Raw genomic sequence first — 18,303 nt, 5'->3', positions numbered from 1 at the left:
TGGATGTGTGGCCCCGCGCCTCAAACGCCGGCGGGGCTGGATGTGCGGCCCCGCGCCCCGATTGCCGGCAGGGGCGGATGTGTGGCCCCGCGTCGCAAACCTCGGCGGGGCTGGATGTGTGGCCCCGCGTCTCAATCGCCGGCAGGGGTGGATGTGTGGCCTTGCGTCTCGATCGCCGGCGGGGCTGGACGTGCGGTCCTGCGTCTCGTACGCCGCCGGGGCCGGATGTGTGGCCCCGCGTCTGCGGTGCCGGGTGGCGGGGGCGGTGTGGGCCCGCCTCTCGGGCGCCGGCCGCCGCGGCCCGGGTTCGTGTCAGTCGTCCGTCCGTACCGGAACAACCGCATCGGAGTTGCCAGCCATGACAGCCGCCTCCCCACCCGACCTGCTCCGCGCGCCCCTCGTCGTCGAGTTCCCCTTCACCCGCTCCCTCGGGCCCGTCCAGAGCGCCTTCCTCACCGGCCTGCGCGAACGCGTCGTGCTCGGCGTGCGGACCTCCGACGGCAAGGTGATGGTCCCGCCGACCGAGTACGACCCCGTCTCCGCCGAGGAGATCCGCGACCTCGTGGAGGTGGCCGCCACCGGCACCGTCACCACCTGGGCCTGGAACCCCGCCCCCCGCCCGAACCAGCCCCTCGCCACCCCCTTCGCCTGGGTCCTCGTCACCCTCGACGGCGCGGACACCGCGATCCTGCACGCCCTCGACGCCCCCGGCCCCGAAGCCGTGCGCACCGGCATGCGGGTACGGGTGCGGTGGGCCGCCGACCGGATCGGGGCCATCACGGACATCGCCTGCTTCGAGCCCCACGAGGGCGCCCCCGACGCCGAGGACCCCGGAGCCGCCCCGCACGACGGGGTGTTCGCCGACGCCGTCACCGGCATCGTCGCCGAGGCCCGTCTGGACTACACGTACAGCCCGGGACGCGCCCAGACCGCCTACATCAACGCGCTCGCCGAACGGAAGACCGTCGGCGAGCGCTGCCCCTCCTGCCGCAAGGTCTACGTCCCGCCCCGCGGCGCCTGCCCCACCTGCGGGGTCGCCACCACCGACCAGGTGGAGGTCGGCCCGGCCGGGACCGTCACCACGTACTGCATCGTCAACATCAAGGCCCGCGGCCTCGACATCGAAGTCCCCTACGTCTACGCCCACATCGCCCTCGACGGTGCCGGCCTCGCCCTCCACGGCCGGATCGGCGGGATCCCGTACGACCAGGTCCGCATGGGCCTGCGCGTCGAACCGGTGTGGACCGAAGGCGGCCGCCACCCCGACCACTACCGCCCCACCGGCGAGCCGGACGCGGACTACGACGCGTACAAGGAGCTCATCTGATGGCCAGGACGAGCAGGCACACACGGGACGTCGCCGTCGTCGCCTTCGCGCAGAGCGGCCACCTGCGCCGCACCGACGAGCTCAGCGAAGTGGAAATGGTCATGCCGGTGCTCCACCAGGTCCTGGCCCAGACCGGGTTGAAGGCCGGCGAGATCGGCTTCACCTGCTCCGGCTCCAGCGACTACCTCGCGGGCCGGGCCTTCTCCTTCACGATGACCCTCGACGGGGTCGGCGCCTGGCCGCCGATCTCCGAGTCGCACGTCGAGATGGACGGCGCCTGGGCCCTGTACGAGGCCTGGGTGAAGATCCAGACCGGGGAGGCCGACACCGCGCTCGTCTACGGGTACGGGAAGTCCTCGCCCGGGTCGGTGCGCGACGTGCTCACCCGCCAGCTCGACCCGTACTACCTCGCCCCGCTCTGGCCCGACTCGGTGTCCCTGGCCGCCCTCCAGGCCCAGGCCCTCGTCGACGCGGGGGAGACCGACGAGGAGGCGCTGGCCGCCATCGGCGCCCGCAGCCGCACCGACGCCGCCGCCAACCCGCACGCCCAGCTGACCGGGACCGTCCCCCAGGGCGACTACCTGGTGGCCCCGCTGCGCACCGGTGACTGCCCGCCCATCGGCGACGGCGCCGCCGCGGTGATCCTGGCCGCGGGCGACACGGCGCGGCGGCTGTGCGAGCGCCCCGCCTGGATCACCGGCATCGACCACCGCATCGAGGCCCACGGCCTGGGCCTGCGCGACCTCACCGACTCGCCGTCCACACGGATCGCCGCCGAGCAGGCCGGGGTCTTCGAGGGGCCCGTGGACACGGCCGAACTGCACGCGCCGTTCTCCTCCCAGGAGGTCGTGCTCCGCAAGGTCCTCGGCCTCGGCGACGGCGTGGCCGTCAACCCCTCCGGCGGCGCCCTCGCCGCCAACCCGGTGATGGCCGCAGGCCTGATCCGGATCGGCGAGGCGGCGGCCCGCATCCACCGCGGCGAGTCCGACCGGGCCGTCGCCCACGCGACCTCCGGTCCCTGCCTCCAGCAGAACCTGGTCGCCGTCCTGGAAGGGGACCCCCGTTGAGTACGACGAGCACGACGGGCAAGGAACCGGTGGCCGTCGTCGGGATCGGCCAGACCAAGCACGTGGCCGCCCGCCACGACGTCTCCATCGCCGGCCTGGTCCGGGAGGCCGCCACCCGCGCCCTCGCGGACGCCGAGCTGACCTGGGCGGACATCGACGCGGTCGTCATCGGCAAGGCCCCCGACTTCTTCGAGGGGGTGATGATGCCGGAGCTGTACCTGGCGGACGCCCTCGGCGCGGTCGGCAAGCCCATGCTCCGCGTGCACACGGCCGGCTCCGTGGGCGGCTCCACCGCCCTCGTCGCCTCCAACCTGGTCGCGGCACGCGTCCACCGGACGGTCCTGACCCTCGCCTTCGAGAAACAGTCCGAATCCAACGCCATGTGGGGCCTGTCGCTGCCCGTCCCCTTCCAGCAGCCCCTGCTCGCCGGAGCCGGCGGCTTCTTCGCCCCGCACGTCCGCGCGTACATGCGGCGCACCGGCGCGCCGGACACCGTGGGCTCGCTGGTGGCGTACAAGGACCGCCGCAACGCGCTGAAGAACCCGTACGCGCACCTGCACGAGCACGACATCACCCTGGAGAAGGTCCAGGCCTCGCCGATGCTGTGGGACCCGATCCGGTACTCCGAGACCTGCCCCTCCTCGGACGGCGCCTGCGCGATGATCCTCACCGACCGTGCCGGGGCGGCCCGTTCGCCGAGACCGCCGGCCTGGGTGCACGGCGGGGCGATGCGCAGCGAGCCCACGCTGTTCGCCGGGAAGGACTTCGTGTCCCCGCAGGCGGGCAAGGACTGCGCGGCGGACGTCTACCGGCAGGCGGGCGTCACCGACCCGCGGCGGGAGATCGACGCGGTCGAGATGTACGTGCCGTTCTCCTGGTACGAGCCGATGTGGCTGGAGAACCTCGGCTTCGCCGCCGAGGGCGAGGGCTGGAAGCTCACCGAGGCCGGGGTCACCGAGCTCGACGGCGACCTGCCGGTGAACCCGTCCGGCGGGGTCCTGTCCACCAACCCGATCGGCGCCTCCGGCATGATCCGCTTCGCGGAGGCGGCGCTGCAGGTGCGCGGACAGGCCGGGGAGCACCAGGTTCCCGATGCCCGCCGGGCGGTCGGGCACGCGTACGGCGGCGGCGCGCAGTTCTTCGCGATGTGGCTGGTGGGAGCGGAGGAACCGACCTCCTGAGCACGGCCGGAGGGCGTGCGGGGGGTGCCGGACCGGTCACGGGTGACGCACCGTGGCCTGTGCGGTGCCCCCCGCGGTGGATAACCTGGCCCCCGGACGACGTACCGGGAGGAGCACGCACGTGGCCGAGAGCATGACTTCGCAGCCTCTGGCCGGCTGGGGCAAGCCGGACCTCGATCTCAGCGGGGCGCAATGGCGGTCGACCAGCCGGGGAGCGGGTGACGTCCAGATCGCCTTCGTCGAGGGCTTCATCGCGATGCGCAACGGAGACCGCCCCGAGAGCCCCTCGCTGATCTTCGCGCCGGACGAGTGGCGCAAGTTCGTCCTGGACGCGCGGGGCGGGGAGTTCGACCTCACGTAGCGCCCCGACCGTACGGACGCGGCGCACCACCGGGGCGCGGAGCCGCAGCCCCGGTGGCCGCCGGCCGTCCCGACCGCGCGGGGCGCAGCCGAACCCGCGGGCCCCGGCTCCGGCTCCGGTAGGTCTGCGAGGGCGTCCCCGCCGCCGCCCGGCGAGGCCGGGCCCGCTCCACCAGCAGCGGGCCACCACGGGGCCAGGACCGGCAGCCCACCGGCTCCACCGGATCCCAGCCCCCTCCGCCGCCGCGCACAGCGCCGCGGCACCGCGGACCCTCGCATCACAGCGACACGATCCGCGGCGTCAGCCCCGGGCCGACCCGGGCGAGCGGCAGTCGGCCGCGTACTCCCCGCGCCGGCCCCGCGCCTCGCCCGCCGTGGACCGCACCAGGATGCAGACGGGGCCCGGAAAGGGGTGACGGGCACCAGGCCGGAGCGCAGCGCAGGACCACCTGTTCGTCGCCGCCGACCGGGCCGCCGAGGCCGTGACCCTCCTCGAGGCCCTCGCGGCTCGCTCCGCACAGGACTGACGGGCCGCACGGCACGGGGCGGACACCACCGGCGCACGAAGGTCCTTACACCCCGGGAACGCGTCACGATACGAAGATCAGGTTCTTTCCCGGAGCAGGCTCCCCCCGCGTCCGCGCGGGCGTACGCTGAGGCCCCGAACAGGCCTGGGGGGTACCCGCCATGACGGAACGCCGGACCCGCACACGGCGCACGATGATCGAGCGCGAGGCCGAACTGGGCACCGTGGACGACGCACTGGACCAGCTCACCGGATCCGGCCCGGGCGCCCGCGGCGCCCTGCTCGCCTTCTCCGGACCGGCGGGCCTCGGCAAGACCACCCTCCTGTCCGAACTCCGCCGCCGCGCCCACGCCCGCTCCTGCACCGTGCTGTCCGCCCGCGGCGGCGAACAGGAGCAGAGCCAGCCCTTCCACGTCGCCCGCCAGCTCATCCAGCCCCAGCTGGCCGGGACCCCCGAGAAGGCGCTCCGCGCGTCACTCGGCAGCTGGTACTCCATCGTCGGCCCGGCCCTCGGACTGTGCGCCCCCGAACAGGGAGCCCCGCCCGACCCCCAGGGCCTGCGCGACGGCCTCGACTGGGTCCTGACCCACCTCGTGGTCCAGCGCGCCCCGGTCGTCCTGGTCCTCGACGACGCCCACTGGGCCGACCCCGAATCCCTCGGCTGGCTCGCCGCCTACGCCCCGCGCGCCGAACACCTCCCGCTGCTCCTCGTCGTCGCCTACCGCCCCGACGAACTGCCGGCGCACGCAGCCGCCTTCCGTACGCTGCCCGGCCGCGCGGGACAGCGCCCCCTGGCCCTCGCCCCGCTCACCCCGGCCGCCGTCACGGCGCTGGTCCGCGAATCCCTCGGCGACCACGCCGAGGACGCGTTCTGCCGCGAGGCCTGGGTCGTCACCACCGGCAACCCCTTCGAAGCCGTCGAACTCATCGCCAGGGTCCGGGAGAAGGGCCTGCTCCCGGTCGAGGCACACGCGCCACTGCTGCGCGACCTCGCCGCCGCACAGCGCGGCAGCGGCCTCATCGCCCGCCTGGAACGCCTCGGCCCCTCCACCGTCCGCTTCGCCTGGGCCTGCGCCGTCCTCGGCACCCGCATCCCGGGCGAACTCGCCGCCCGCGTCGCCGCGCTCGGCACCGAGGAGGCCGTCGACGCCACCGGACGGCTGCGCGACGCCCGCATCCTGTCCGCCACCGGCGAAGGACCCGACGCCGGACTGGAGTTCGTCCACCCCCTCATCGCCACCGCCATCTACCGCGCCATCCCCGAAACCCTCCGGGTCGCGCTGCACGGCAAGACCGCCGTCGCCGTCGTCGACGCCGGGCTCGGCTCCTCCGCCGCCGCCCGCCACCTCCTGGAGACCCACCCCGAGAACGACCCGTGGGTCGTACGGACCCTGCGCCGGGCCGCCGCCGAGAACCTCCGCGCCGGCGCACCCGAAGCCGCCCGCCGGCAGCTCGCACGGGCCCTGCGCGAACCCCCCGATTTCGAGGAGCGTGCCGCCGTCCTGTACGAACTCGGCTGCGCCTCCCTCCTCACCGAACCGGCCAACACCGTCAACCACCTCAGGGCCGCCCTCGACGAACCCTTCGACGACCCGGTCCTGCGCCAGGGCATCGTCGCCCGCCTCGCCCAGGTGCTCGCCCACAGCGACCACCTCTTCGAGGCCTCCGACCTGCTGGCCCGCGAGATCCCACTGGCCCACGACACCCGCGCCCGGCTCCGCCTCCAGTCCGAGCAGTTCATGTGGGACGCCTTCAACGCCGCCGAACCCGACTCACCCGCCCGCTCCCGGCGGCTCGCGAAACTCGCCGACCGGCTCACCGGACGCGACCTCACCGAGCGGTACGTCATCGGGCTGCGCGCCTGGGACGCCTGCCTGCGCGGCGAACCCGTCGACGTGGTCCTCCACCACGCCGGGCGGGTGCTGCGGGAGCCGTTCAGCTGGGCGTACGCCGACCGCGGCTTCGAGGTCCCGGTGCTCACCGCCATGGTCCACCTGTACGCCGACCGGCCCTGGAAGGCGGAGGAGCTGTTCGCCGCGGGCACCGCCGAGTTCGAACGGCAGGGCTGGCGCGGAGCGCACCTGTCCTTCGCCCAGAGCCTGCGCGGCTACATCCGCTACCGGCGCGGCCGGCTGGCCGAGGCCGAGGAGTTGGCCCGGGCCGGACTGCGGCTCGCCGAGCGGGTGGGCCGGCGTACACCCGTGCACTGGTACGCCATCGCCATCCTCGTCACCACCCTGCTCGCACGCGGAAAGACCGACGAGGCCTGGGAGCTGGCGCAGGAGCACGACTACGGCAGGCCCTTCCCGGCGGCGGTCGTCTTCCCCGACTCCCAGACCGTGTACGCGGAACTGCTCCTGGCCCGCGGAGAGGTCCCGGCGGCCGTCACCGAGCTGGAGGCGGTGGACCGGCGGCTGACCCCGCGCGGCATCCAGAACCCCGCCTGGTGCCCGTGGCAGCTGCACCTGGCCCGGGCGGTGGCCGCCGACGACCCGGGACGGGCGCGCGGCCTGGCCGCCGAGGCGGTCCGGGGGGCCCGCGCCTTCGGCGCCCCCTCGGGCATCGGCCAGGCCCTGCGGGTGGCGGCGGAGGTCGCGGCCCCCGAGGACCGGCCGGAACTGCTGCGGGAGGCCGTGGCCGTGCTGTCGGCGTCCCCGGCCGGATACGAGCTCGCCCGCGCCCTGGCCGCCGCGGGAACCGAGCTGCGCGACCGGGACCTGCTCACCCAGGCCGTCGTCACCGCCCGGGACTGCGGCGCCGACGGGCTGGCCGCGGAGGCCGCCGCGACCCTGCTCGGACTGGGCGGCGCCCTGCCGTGCGCGTCCTCCTGGCAGGACGAGCCGACGGAGGAGGAGCTCCGGGCGGCGGAGCTCGCCGCCGCCGGCGGGGACGGGGCGGACCCCGGCCCCGACCGGATGCGCGCCCCCGACCCGGCCCTGTCGGCGGCCTGCCGCAAGCTGGGCACGGACCGAGCGGGCCTGCGCGCGGCGCTGGAGGCGTACACCCGCACCCCGGGGTGAGGACCCCCGGGACACGGGTCACGGGGGCACGGGTCACGGGGGCACGGGTGACGGGGCCCGTCGCGGGCCACCGCGGAAGGCGCCGCCCGCCCGGAGCCCGGCTCCCGCACCGCACCGCGACCGGTGGCGCCCGGAGCGGCCCGGGCCCCGGCGCCGGACCGCCGCCCGGGGTGCTCGTGCGGGTGTCCCGGGCTTGCGCGGCGGGCTGGGCGGAGCCGGGCTCCGGGCGGGCGGGACGGGGGGCCCGGGGCCGGAAAACTCCTCCGGCCACGTACCATGGCGGCATGTCCTTCCTCCGCCGCCACCGCGCCGCCACACCCGCCGGCCCGGACTTCGACGTCCTGGCCATGGACCCGGGGGACTGGCCGGGCAACCTCGGGGCCGGCCTGCTGCCCGCGCCCGACGGCAGCTGTCAGGGTGTGTTCCTCCGCTACGACCTCTTCGGGGGACGCGGCCCCGCGATGATCATCGGAAACCTCCCCGAGGGTTCACCCGCCCGGGACCTCTCCGAGGGCCAGGTCCCCTTCGAGGTGGCCCAGCTCCTCGACGCCCTGGAAAACGACGAGGACGTCGAGGTCACCGGCGCCGAGGACTGCCCCGTCATGCAGGGCGACAACCTCCTCATCGTCCGGAAGATCAAGCTGTCGGAGTCCCGCATCTCCTGCGTGCAGTTCGACCGCAGCGACAACGTGCTGGTCACCATCGCCAGCTGGGACCGCCCGATCACCGATGACCTCTACGCCCTCCTGAAGCCGCTCCCCGCCGAGCTCTTCCAGCAGGGCTAGGCCGTCTGAGACGACCCAGGCCGAAAGAAAAGACCCAGGCCGAAAAAGACACGGCCCGGGCCTCCCGGGCCCGGCCGGAGCGGGAGCCGTACGTCCGCGTCAGGCGTCGGCGATGTCGTTCGCCGCCACGTAGCCGAACGTCATCGCCGGACCGATCGTCGACCCGGCCCCCGCGTAGCTGCGGCCCATCACGGCCGCGCTCGCGTTGCCCGCCGCGTACAGACCCCGGATCACCGAACCGTCCGCCCGCAGGGCCCGGGCCCGCGCGTCCGTCACGATGCCGCCCTTCGTGCCCAGGTCCCCCGGCACGATCCTGAACGCGTAGAACGGCGGCGCCCAGATCGGCGCCAGACACGAGTTCGGATGCACGTTCGGGTCCGTGTAGTAGTGGTCGTACGCGGTGTCCCCCCGGTGGAAGTCCGCGTCGTCGCCCGTCCACGCCTGCGCGTTGAACCGGCCCAGGGTCGCCCGCAGCGCCGCCGCCGGGACCCCGATCTGGCCCGCCAGGGCGTCCCACGTCCAGGCCTTCTTCGCCGCACCCGACTCGTACCACGCGTCCGGGAAGGGGAACGTCGGCAGGATGTCCTTGAACAGGTACTTGTTGCGGTAGTTCTGGTCCACGATCAGCCACGCCGGGATGTGCGAACCGGGTGCGCCCCGGTCGCGGTCGTACATCACGTGCACCACATCGCTGTACGGGGCCGCCTCGTTGACGAACCGCGCGCCGTTGCGGTTGACGATCAGCCCGCCCGGCAGGGTCCGTTCGGCGAGGCAGAAGTACGGCTCCCCGGGCAGCGGGATCGACGGCCCCCACCACGCGTCGTCCATCAGTCCGAGCGCCGCCCCGGCCCGCTGACCGGCCCGGATGCCGTCGCCCGTGTTCTCCTTCGCGCCCACCGACCACTGGGTGCCGATGGGCTGCTGCTGGTACTGCGCCCGCATCTGCGCGTTGTGCTCGAAGCCGCCCGAACCGACGATCACGCCCTTGCGGGCCCGTACGGTGCCCCGTACGCCGTCCTTCTCCACCACGACGCCCGTGACCGTGCCGCCCTCCTGGACCAGGTCCACGAGCGGGCTGTTCAGCCACACCGGCACCCCCGCCCGCTGGAGTCCGGCCCGCAGGCCCGCCGCCAGGGACTGCCCCATCGTCAGCGGCTTCTCCCCGCGCAGTGCCGCCTTCGTACCGCGCGCAAGGCATTCGGTGGACACCGCCAGGCCCTTCGCGCTCACCGCCGCGAGGTTCAGCCACTTGTAGTCCTGGCTGAACACCACCATCCCGGCCGGCACCGGCAGGTACGCCGGGTTCAGGCGGGCCAGTTCGGCCCCCAGGACGTTCCCGTCGAGCTGGTCCGGTTCGATGGACCGGCCGTTCGGCAACCCGCCCGGCAGGTTGGGGTAGTAGTCGCTGTAGCCCTCCATGAAGCGGAACCTCAGGGGGCTGTTGGCCATGACGAAGTCCAGCATCCGCGGTCCGTTGGACAGGAACGCCGCCTGCCGGTCGGCCGGGACCTCGGGCCCCACCACCGCCGCGAGGTACGTGGCCGCCTTCTGCGGGGTGTCCGGCACCCCGGCGCCCAGGATCACCGCGTTGTTGGGCAGCCAGATGCCCGCCCCGGACCGCGCGGCCGATCCGCCGAACGTCGGTGCCTTCTCCACCACCAGCACGCTCAGACCGCGCTTCGCGGCGGTGAGCGCGGCGGTCATCCCGGCGGCCCCCGACCCGACCACGACCACGTCGTACTCACCGAGCGGCGGGCCGTCGGCCGCCAGGGCGGCGGGGGCCGGGAGCACGGTCGCGGCGAGCACGCCGGCGCCCGTCCCGGCGAGCACGGTCCGTCTGGAGGGGAGGCTTTCGGGGGAGGTGCGGGAAGCGCTTGCGGACATGGGCAGGCTCCAGCGACGAGGGGAGGGAGGTCCGGCTCCAGCATGTCTGATGCTGAGTCAGAAAAGGTGTTCGGGGGATCATGGGATGTCAAGGCATGCGGCAGTCCCGGCCGCCGGACCGCACCCGCGCGGAAGCGCGCCCCGGCTCCGTGCGCCCCCGGCCGAGCCCCACGACGGGGGCCGCCGCGCGCACAAGGGCGAAGCCCCGCGGCGACGGGGCCACGGGACTTCGCGAGGTGGGGGACGGCCGGCCGGTGCCGGCCGCCGCTCAGCGGGTGCCGACCGCCGCCCGGACGGCCCTGCGGGCCATTCCGGCGTCGTCGTGCAGGCGGCGGAGCAGCAGCCGCTGCTCCTCCCCGGAGGAGAGGGCGCCCGCGGGCAGGGGCTGGGCCGCGGAGGTCGCCGTCATCGACCGCTGGATGGCCGTCTCGGACATCCGGATCTCGCGGGTCAGGACCAGCATCAGGTTCACCAGGAAGGCGTCCCGGGCGGCCGGACCGGCGGACTGGGCGAGCCGGCTGATCTGCGCGCGGGCGGCCGGGGCGTCGCCCAGCACCGTCCACAGGGTCGCCAGGTCATAGCCTGGCAGGTACCAGCCCGCGTGCTCCCAGTCGAGCAGCACCGGGCCGGCCGGCGACAGCAGCAGGTTCGACAACAGCGCGTCGCCGTGGTTGAACTGCAGCCCCGCGCCGGACTGCCGCGCTCCGTGCAGCAGCTTCTGCAGGTCGCCGAGGTCCCGGTCGGTCAGCAGGCCGAGCTCGTAGTCACGGGCGATCCGTCGCGCGTAGTTCAGCGGGGTGCCGAACAGATCTGCCGGCGGACGCCACTGGTTGACGCGGCAGACCGCGCCCAGGGCGGCCCGCAGGTCGACCCGCGGAGGGGCCTCCACCGGGTGCCGCTGCAATGCCGCGACCCGGCCCGCCATCCGCTCGACCACCAGGGTGCAGTTCTCCGGGTCGGCGGCGATGAGCCGCGGCACCCGGACCGGCGGGCGGTGCCGGACGAACGCCCGGTACGCCGCTATTTCGTGCCGGTACCGCTCGCGCCACTCGGGCGAGTGATCCAGTAAAACCTTCGCGACGGCGGTCATCCGTCCGGTCGTTCCCACCAGGAGGACCGAGCGGCCGCTGCGGCGCAGCACCTGCACCGGCGCGAACTCCGGACAGATCCGCTGCACCGAGGCGAGGGCGGTGCGCAGTTGCGCGCCCTGCGGCCCCGAGAGGTCGATTCTTCCGCTCAGCGGCTGCGATCCGGTGCCCGGTAGCCGCCGGGCCCGTACGGAGCCCTGAGCCGGGGCGGCCGGGCGGCCGGGTTCGAGGTAGGGGCCGCCGCCCGCCTGGAGCGTGCGGTGCGGCCGGACCGGTGCGGACACGGAGGTCGTTGCTGCGTACATGGCGTTACGGATCCCTTCGTGCGCCGACGGTTTACGTACGCCACCCCGCCGGATCCCGTGCTTCACCCTGGGGAGTTCCGCCGGTGAACCGGGTCGGGGAGGCGCATTCCTACCTGACACCCGGGCGTGGGTGGCGGACCACGAAGCGTGCCCTGGCGAAGCCTGGCGAATAGTCGCTGGGCATCTGACGCCGGGCTAGTGTCAACTCAGCCGAGAACCTGGGGGCTTGACGTGAGCAAAGGTCCGAACACCCGCTTGAACGACTTGTTCGGCCTGGCCGGCTGGTCGAAGGGCGAACTCGCGAGGATGGTGAACCGGCAGGCGGCGGCCATGGGCCACCCCCAGCTGGCCACCGACACCTCGCGGGTGCGGCGCTGGATCGACATGGGGGAATCCCCGCGCGAACCGGTTCCCACGGTACTGGCAGCACTGTTCACCGAGCGGCTCGGTCGTGTCGTGACCATCGAGGACCTCGGGTTCGTACGGCAGCGGCGCTCCACCAAACGGCAGCCGGACGGGGTTCAGGAGAACCCCGACGGGATGCCATGGGCGCCCGAACGCACAGCCGCGGTCCTCACCGAATTCACGGGAATGGACCTCATGCTCAACCGACGCGGTCTGATGGGCGCGGGCGCGGTGCTCACCGCCGGCTCCGCCCTGACCAACGCCATGCACGACTGGCTCCACAGCGACCCGGCCCTCGCCAAGCAGGCCGCGGGCTTCGGGGAGGCCTTCCAGGCCGACCCCGCGAGCTACGACCGCTACGAGGCGGCCCCGATCGGCTCCGAGGAGATCGAGGCCCTGGAACGTTCGGTGGACGTGTTCCGCGCCTGGGACGCCTCCAGAGGCGGCGGACTCCAGCGGAAGGCGGTGGTGGGGCAGCTCAACGAGGTGGGCGGGATGCTCGCCTACCACCATCCCGACCACCTCCAGCGAAGGCTCTGGGGGGTGGCGGCCAACCTGGCGGTGCTCGCCGGCTGGATGTCCCACGACGTGGGCCTCGAACCCACCGCGCAGAAGTACTTCGTCATCGCCGCGCACGCCGCCCGGGAGGGCGGTGACCGGCCGCGCGCGGGCGAGGCGCTGTCCCGGGCCGCCCGCCAGATGGTCCACCTCGGCAAGCCGAACGAGGCCCTGGACCTGATGAAGCTGGCGAAGTCCGGCTCCGGCGAGCAGACCCTGCCGCGCACCCGCGCCATGCTGCACACCGTCGAGGCGTGGGCGCAGGCGGCCATGGGCAAGGGCCAGGCCATGCGCCGCACGCTGGGCGAGGCCGAGGAGCTGTTCGTCTCCGACAAGGGCGACGTGCCGCCGCCGAGCTGGATGCAGCACTTCGACGAGGCCGACCTGCACGGCATGCAGGCCCTGGCGTACCGGACGCTGGCCGACCACGAGGCCGCGGCGGCGCCGGTCGCGGCGCGGCACGCCAAGGAGGCTCTGCGCCTGCGCGGGGAGGGCTATCAGCGCTCGCAGATCTTCGACTACATCTCGCTGGCTTCGGCCTGCTTCATCGCGGACGATCCGGAGCAGGCCGACCGCTACGCCCGGCTGGCCCTGGTGTCGATGAACGAGACCTCCTCGCACCGCACCTGGGACCGGCTGCGCGAGATGTACCGGCTCACGGGCCAGTACGCCGGGTACCCGCGCATCGAGGACCTCCGCGAGGAGATCGAGCGGGCCCTCCCCGACAGCCCCCGGCCGCGCAACCCGCGCGGTACGGAGGTGTAGCCCTTCACCGCACCCCTCCGGTCCCCTCCCGCGCCGTGTACGGAGACGAGAAGGGCCGCGCCGGTCGGCGCGGCCGCGAAGCCCGTGCGGGTCCTCTCCTGCGCGCTATCCGCCGACCCGCGCCACGAGCAGGCAGGCGCCGTCCTCGCGCTCTCCCTCGCCGAACTCCTCGATCACCAGCCGGAGGCAGTCCTGCGCCGTCCGAGCCGCCGGGAACCGCGGCGCGAGGGCCAGCAGCCGCTCGGTGCCGTCCGCACGGCCGAAGTCGGGGCCGCGCGCGGTCAGTCCGTCCGTGTGCAGGACGAGCACGTCGCCGGGCAGGAGGTGTTCCTCGGCCTGCCCGTACGCGGCTCCGGACCTCGCGCCGAGCAGCACGCCTTCCGGCGGCCGCAGGGAGCGGCCCGTACCGCCGCGGAAGAGGAGGGGAGCGGGGTGGCCGGCCTGTGCCCAGGACACGACGCGCCGCGCGGCGTCGTAGCTGCAGCACACGGCCGAGCCGAGTGCCGGCTGGACGGAGCTTTCGAGGAGTTGGTTGAGCCAGCCCATCAGGGGGCCCGGCTCGATCCCGGCCATCGCCATGCCGCGGAGGGCGCCCAGCATCATCGCCATGCCGGAGGTGGCGCTCACCCCGTGTCCGGTCAGGTTGCCGACCGTCAGCATCGCGCGCCCGTCGGGGAGTTCGAGGGAGTCGTACCAGTCGCCGCCGATGAGGTCCCTCGTCGCCGACGGCAGGTAGTGCGCGGCCACGTCCAGGGTGTCCGGGGTGCCGGGGTGCGGTCGCAGGGAGCCGCGCCACGGGGGGAGCACCGCCTCCTGCAGTTCGACCGCCAGCCGGTGCTCGGTCCGCGCGATCTCCTGCCGGAGCTGGAGGGTGTCGTGCGACGCGGTCACGGCGCGCCGGCTGCGGCGCAGTTCGCTCACGTCCCGGAGCACCGCCCACAGGGACGCGGTGCAGCCATCGGCGTCGAGGACGGGCTCGCCCCGCATGTGCAGGGTCCGGACCCGGCCGTCGGCCCGCACGATGCGGAACTCCCCGTCGATCGGACGGCCGTCCACGAGGCAGGCGGTGACCCAGGCGGTGAGGAGCGGCTGGTCCTCGGAGAACAGCGTGGAGCCCAGTTCGTCGAGGGGCAGCGGGCCGGACCCGGGGGGCCGGCCGAAGATCTGGAACAGTTCGTCGGACCAACTGACCTCGTCGGTCAGCAGGTTCCACTCGGCGGTGCCGACACGGGTGCGGCGGTGCTCGCCGTCCGGTCCTGCGCTCGCTCCGTGCGTCGTCTGCGGGTGGTCGACGGGCTCGGGGGCGGGCGGCAGGCCCTCCTTGAGCTGGCCGAGGTGTCGGCCGAGGTCGTCGAGGTGGTGCACGGCGAGATCGCACAGGGCGCGCTGCCAGCGGCCCTGGGCGTCGTCGTCCACGACGGTGTCGCGGCGGACCGCGTCCACGTCTCCCCGGAGGCGGCGGGTCTGCGAGATCAGGGCGTCCACCGACCCGGGTTCGGGGGGCTGCGCGGAGCGGTCCGCGAAGAGGTGGGACGGCATGAGCACTCCGATACAGGCGCGGCACGGCCAAGTCTGATGGAAGGACCGGTAACGACTGTGGCACAGGCCGCGACGGCGTGTAAGTCGTTTGGCAACATCCGCTCACCTCTTGCTTCCGGCATATGCCCGGGGCCATCCGGGGCCCCAGCGCTGTACGAACGAATCCGGTCAGCGCCGTCCGGGGGTCCTTCCGTCACCTCCGGGCGGGCCGGTCGCGCGCCGGCCGGGCCCGCGTGCGGTTCCGTGTTCCAGCGGTGCCGGGGAGCGGGCCGCCGGCGCCGGCAGATCCGGCCAGGTCCCGGGCGGGGATCGATCGTACGGCCGAGGCGTGCGAGGTGGCGGACCCCGGCCGACCCGTACGGGGCCGCTGGTCAACGCGCCGCCCGCGGGCCCCCCGAGCGGATGGCCCGCGCGGCCGGCCGCCGTGGCCGGACGCGCGTCGGGACGGCGGACCGGGGCGGTTCGCCGGCCTTCCCAGCCCCACCCGTGATCGCTACGCTACGTGTCGGTAATGACCGGGGGAGGTCCGCGCGGGCGGGCCCGCGCAGGGCTGGGGACACCACGACATGACCGGGCAGCACGGGACCGCGGGCCGGCGCCACACCGCCGGGGAGGGCGAGGCGGCGGAGGACGGGCACCCGGCCGGGGACGCCGGGCAGCCCGGAGACGCCGGCGAGGGCCCCGCCGGGGGAGGACGGGCCGCCGGACGGAGCCGCCGCTCGTTCCTCACCTGCCTCGTGGCGGCGCCGACCCTCGCCCTGGTGACCCGCGCCGGTGCCGACGTGCTCGCGCCGCAGCCCGCCCACGCGGTGGTGCCGTCGCTGCCCGCCATCGCCGATCTGGTGGATCTCGGCGACCTGTTCATCCTGGCCGGCGCCCCCACCTCCGCCCTGCTGGCCCTGGTCGTCGACGCCGACGGCACCGTCCGCTTCCGGCTGCCGCGCGAGGAGGTCGGCCAGGGCCTCACCACCGCCGTGGCCATGCTCGTCGCGGAGGAGCTCGACGCGCCGCTGGCCTCCGTACGCGTGGAACTGGACGACGCACGGCCCGAGCTGCTCTTCAACCAGCTGACCGGCTCGTCCAACTCCGTCCGCTCCCTCTACGGCCCGGTCCGCCAGTGCGCCGCCACCGCCCGGGCCCGCCTGGTCGCCGCGGCGGCCCGGCGGTGGAGCCTCGCCCCGTCCGCGCTGACCACGGCGGACGGCGCCGTCCGGGCCCCCGACGGCCGCACCGCCGGCTACGGGTCCCTCGCCGCGGACGCCGCCGACCCCGGGCTCGTCGTGCTCGGCGCCGGCCCCAAGAAGACCGCCCGGCACACCCTGGTCGGCAGGCCCACCAACCGGGTCGACGCCCGCGCGATGGTCACCGGCACCCTGCGGTACACCCTCGACCTCGACGTGCCCGGCGCCAAACCCTGCGTGGTGCGCCGCCCGCCCACCCTCGGCGGCGGCGTCCGCGCCGTCGTCAACCTCGCCGCCGTCAGGGCGATGCCCGGCGTCCTGCACGTGGTGACCGTGCCGACCGGGGTGGCCGTCGTCGCCGAGACCTTCGGCCAGGCCCTCGACGCCAGGGCCGCGCTCCGGGTCACCTGGGGGCCGGGCCCCGCCGACGGGCTCTCCGACGCGCAGGTCCGCGCGAAGCTGCGCGCCGCCACCCCGCCGCTGCTGGTGCCGCCGCTGCTGACCCCGTACGTGGACGCCGAGTTCGACTTCGCCTTCGTCAGCCACGCCCCGATGGAAACCAACTCCGCCATCGCCGACGTGCGGGAGGACCGGGCGGAGATCTGGTCCGGACTCAAGTCCCCGATCGTGGCCCGCCAGACCATCGCCGCCGACCTCGGGCTGCCGCTCGACAAGGTCGACGTGCACGTGGTCCAGGCCGGCGGCTCCTTCGGCCGGCGGCTCTTCTTCGACGCCGCGCTGGAGGCGGCCCGGGTCTCGAAGGCCTGCCGCCGCCCCGTCAAGCTGATGTGGACCCGCGTCGACGACACCCGGCACGGCCGGATGCGCCCCGCCACGCACCACAAGATCCGTGCCACCCACCTGCTGGGAGAGGTGCTGAGCTTCGAGCACCGGGTGGCCGCCGCCGAGACCGACTTCCGGCACGGGCTGGGCGAGATCATCACCGCCACCGCCGCCCACCTGCCGCTCGGCCTCGGCAACGCGACCCTCGCCCAGACGCTCTTCCTCACCACCGTCAAGTCCCCGTACCACTTCGGGCTCACGACCCAGGCACTGACCGAGGTTCCCACCGGCGTCCCCACCGCCTCCTGGCGCTCGGTGTACTCCGCCAACACCCGCGGCGCCGAGGAGATCATGGTCGACGAGCTGGCGGCGGCCACCGGCAGGGACCCCTACCGCTTCCGGCGGGCCTTGCTGAAGAACGACGCCCAGCGCGCGGTCCTCGACAAGGTGGCGGCGGAGGGCGGGTGGGGCCGGCCGATGGGGGCGGGGCGGGCCCAGGGCATCGCCTTCCACGAGGAGTACGAGTCGCGCACCGCGTGCCTGGTGGAGATCGACACCCGCGATCCGGAGCACGTGCGCGTCACCAAGGCCGTCATCGCGGTGGACGTGGGCCTGCCCGTCAACCCGCGCGGGCTGGAGGCCCAGATGATCGGCGGTCTGACCGACGCCGTCTCGACCACCCTGCGGGCCGGGCTGCACCTGGACAAGGGGCTCCCGCTGGAAGGCAGTTACAGCCAGTTCCACTGGGCTCAGCAGCGCGACACCCCGCTGGACGTGCGGGTCTTCGTGCTGCCGGCCACCGGCGAGGAGCCGGGCGGAGCGGGCGAGCTGGGGGTCCCCGCGGCCGTGGGCGCCATCGCCAACGCGTGGGCCCGGGCCACCGGTTCCAAGCCGCGCAGCTTCCCCCTCGACTTCGACGTCGATTTCACCCCCTACCCCCGCTAGCCGGAGCCAGGAGTCACGCCGTGCCCTCGCACACCTTCACCGTCAACGGGCGGAGCGTCACCGTGGACGCGCCCGACGACCTGCCCCTGCTGTGGGTGCCCGCGACATGCTGGGCGTCAACGGTCCGAAGTACGGCTGCGGCGTGGACGTCTGCAAGGCGTGCACCAGCCACCTCGACGGCGTCGACGTCCGTCCGTGCGTCGTGCCGGTCTCGGCCTGCGCCGGGAAGACCGTGACCACGATCGAGGGGCTGGCTGACGGGGAGGACCTCCACCCCGTCCAGGAGGCCTGGCTCGAACAGGACGTCGCCCAGTGCGGCTTCTGCCAGCCCGGACAGATCATGGCGGCCGTCGCGCTGCTGCGGCGCACCGCCGCGCCCACCGACGAGGACATCGACGCCATCGCCAACATCTGCCGCTGCGGTACCTACTTCCGCATCCGGGAGGCCATCCGCAGCGCGGCCGCCCGGATGTGAACGGGGCCGCGGCGTGGCGCGGCCCGGTCCGGGAGCGGCGGGCGCCCCGCCCCCGGCCGGGCCCCGGGGTGGGGGGGGCCGCCGGGGGGGGTGGGGTTGGGGGCTTGGA

At 74.5% G+C, this 18,303-nt stretch carries 11 protein-coding genes and 1 pseudogene; 9 read left to right on the top strand and 3 right to left on the bottom strand.

What is annotated here, in order from left to right; translation table 11 throughout:
• Positions 1 to 358: 358 nt before the first annotated feature.
• From ACFWW8_RS03755 to ACFWW8_RS03730, 6 genes are all read left to right on the top strand, one after another.
• Positions 359 to 1,327 carry a Zn-ribbon domain-containing OB-fold protein gene (locus tag ACFWW8_RS03755; RefSeq protein WP_386523143.1) on the top strand — a complete coding sequence of 323 codons (969 nt, stop codon included), beginning with the start codon at positions 359 to 361 and terminating at the stop codon, positions 1,325 to 1,327.
• Positions 1,327 to 2,394 carry a thiolase domain-containing protein gene (locus tag ACFWW8_RS03750; protein ID WP_386523140.1) on the top strand — a complete coding sequence of 356 codons (1,068 nt, stop codon included), beginning with the start codon at positions 1,327 to 1,329 and terminating at the stop codon, positions 2,392 to 2,394. The genes ACFWW8_RS03755 and ACFWW8_RS03750 overlap by 1 nt, the downstream gene beginning before the upstream one ends.
• Positions 2,391 to 3,575 (top strand): thiolase domain-containing protein, encoded by a 1,185-nt coding sequence (locus ACFWW8_RS03745; protein ID WP_386523138.1) that lies wholly within the window; start codon positions 2,391 to 2,393, stop codon positions 3,573 to 3,575. Before ACFWW8_RS03750 ends, ACFWW8_RS03745 begins: the two co-directional genes overlap by 4 nt.
• A 121-nt stretch (positions 3,576 to 3,696) precedes the next feature.
• Entirely contained in the window at positions 3,697 to 3,936 is a 240-nt protein-coding gene (locus tag ACFWW8_RS03740) for a DUF397 domain-containing protein (RefSeq protein WP_386523135.1), read from the top strand.
• A 686-nt stretch (positions 3,937 to 4,622) separates the two neighbouring features.
• Positions 4,623 to 7,481: an ATP-binding protein gene (locus ACFWW8_RS03735; protein ID WP_386523132.1), complete on the top strand. Its 2,859-nt coding sequence runs from the start codon at positions 4,623 to 4,625 to the stop codon at positions 7,479 to 7,481.
• Between the two features lie 284 nt (positions 7,482 to 7,765).
• Complete coding sequence (locus tag ACFWW8_RS03730) at positions 7,766 to 8,266, top strand: hypothetical protein (protein ID WP_150520950.1); 501 nt, start codon at positions 7,766 to 7,768, stop codon at positions 8,264 to 8,266.
• A 99-nt stretch (positions 8,267 to 8,365) separates the two neighbouring features.
• Here ACFWW8_RS03730 and kstD read toward each other — a convergent pair whose 3' ends face one another.
• Positions 8,366 to 10,150: a 3-oxosteroid 1-dehydrogenase gene (gene kstD / locus ACFWW8_RS03725; protein WP_386523129.1), complete on the bottom strand. Its 1,785-nt coding sequence runs from the start codon at positions 10,148 to 10,150 to the stop codon at positions 8,366 to 8,368.
• 268 nt (positions 10,151 to 10,418) lie between these two features.
• On the bottom strand, positions 10,419 to 11,543 hold the full coding sequence (locus tag ACFWW8_RS03720) for an aminoglycoside phosphotransferase family protein (protein ID WP_386523127.1): 1,125 nt from the start codon (positions 11,541 to 11,543) through the stop codon (positions 10,419 to 10,421).
• A gap of 231 nt (positions 11,544 to 11,774) precedes the next feature.
• On the opposite strand from ACFWW8_RS03720, the gene ACFWW8_RS03715 reads away from it, so the two are divergent.
• On the top strand, positions 11,775 to 13,271 hold the full coding sequence (locus ACFWW8_RS03715) for a hypothetical protein (protein WP_386523125.1): 1,497 nt from the start codon (positions 11,775 to 11,777) through the stop codon (positions 13,269 to 13,271).
• Positions 13,272 to 13,376: 105 nt separating this feature from the next.
• On the opposite strand, the gene ACFWW8_RS03710 is transcribed toward ACFWW8_RS03715, so the two are convergent.
• On the bottom strand, positions 13,377 to 14,810 hold the full coding sequence (locus tag ACFWW8_RS03710) for a PP2C family protein-serine/threonine phosphatase (protein ID WP_386523122.1): 1,434 nt from the start codon (positions 14,808 to 14,810) through the stop codon (positions 13,377 to 13,379).
• Between the two features lie 566 nt (positions 14,811 to 15,376).
• On the opposite strand from ACFWW8_RS03710, the gene ACFWW8_RS03705 reads away from it, so the two are divergent.
• Both ACFWW8_RS03705 and ACFWW8_RS03700 read left to right on the top strand, forming a co-directional pair.
• Positions 15,377 to 17,719 carry a molybdopterin cofactor-binding domain-containing protein gene (locus ACFWW8_RS03705; protein ID WP_386523119.1) on the top strand — a complete coding sequence of 781 codons (2,343 nt, stop codon included), beginning with the start codon at positions 15,377 to 15,379 and terminating at the stop codon, positions 17,717 to 17,719.
• 20 nt (positions 17,720 to 17,739) lie between these two features.
• Positions 17,740 to 18,194: pseudogene (locus tag ACFWW8_RS03700) on the top strand ((2Fe-2S)-binding protein).
• The last annotated feature ends 109 nt before the right edge of the window (positions 18,195 to 18,303 follow it).

The sequence above is a fragment of the Streptomyces sp. NPDC058701 genome (assembly GCF_042715295.1).
Lineage (GTDB): Bacteria > Actinomycetota > Actinomycetes > Streptomycetales > Streptomycetaceae > Streptomyces.
The sequence above is the reverse complement of the archived record's forward strand: the minus strand, read 5'-3'. Positions and strand labels throughout refer to the sequence as shown.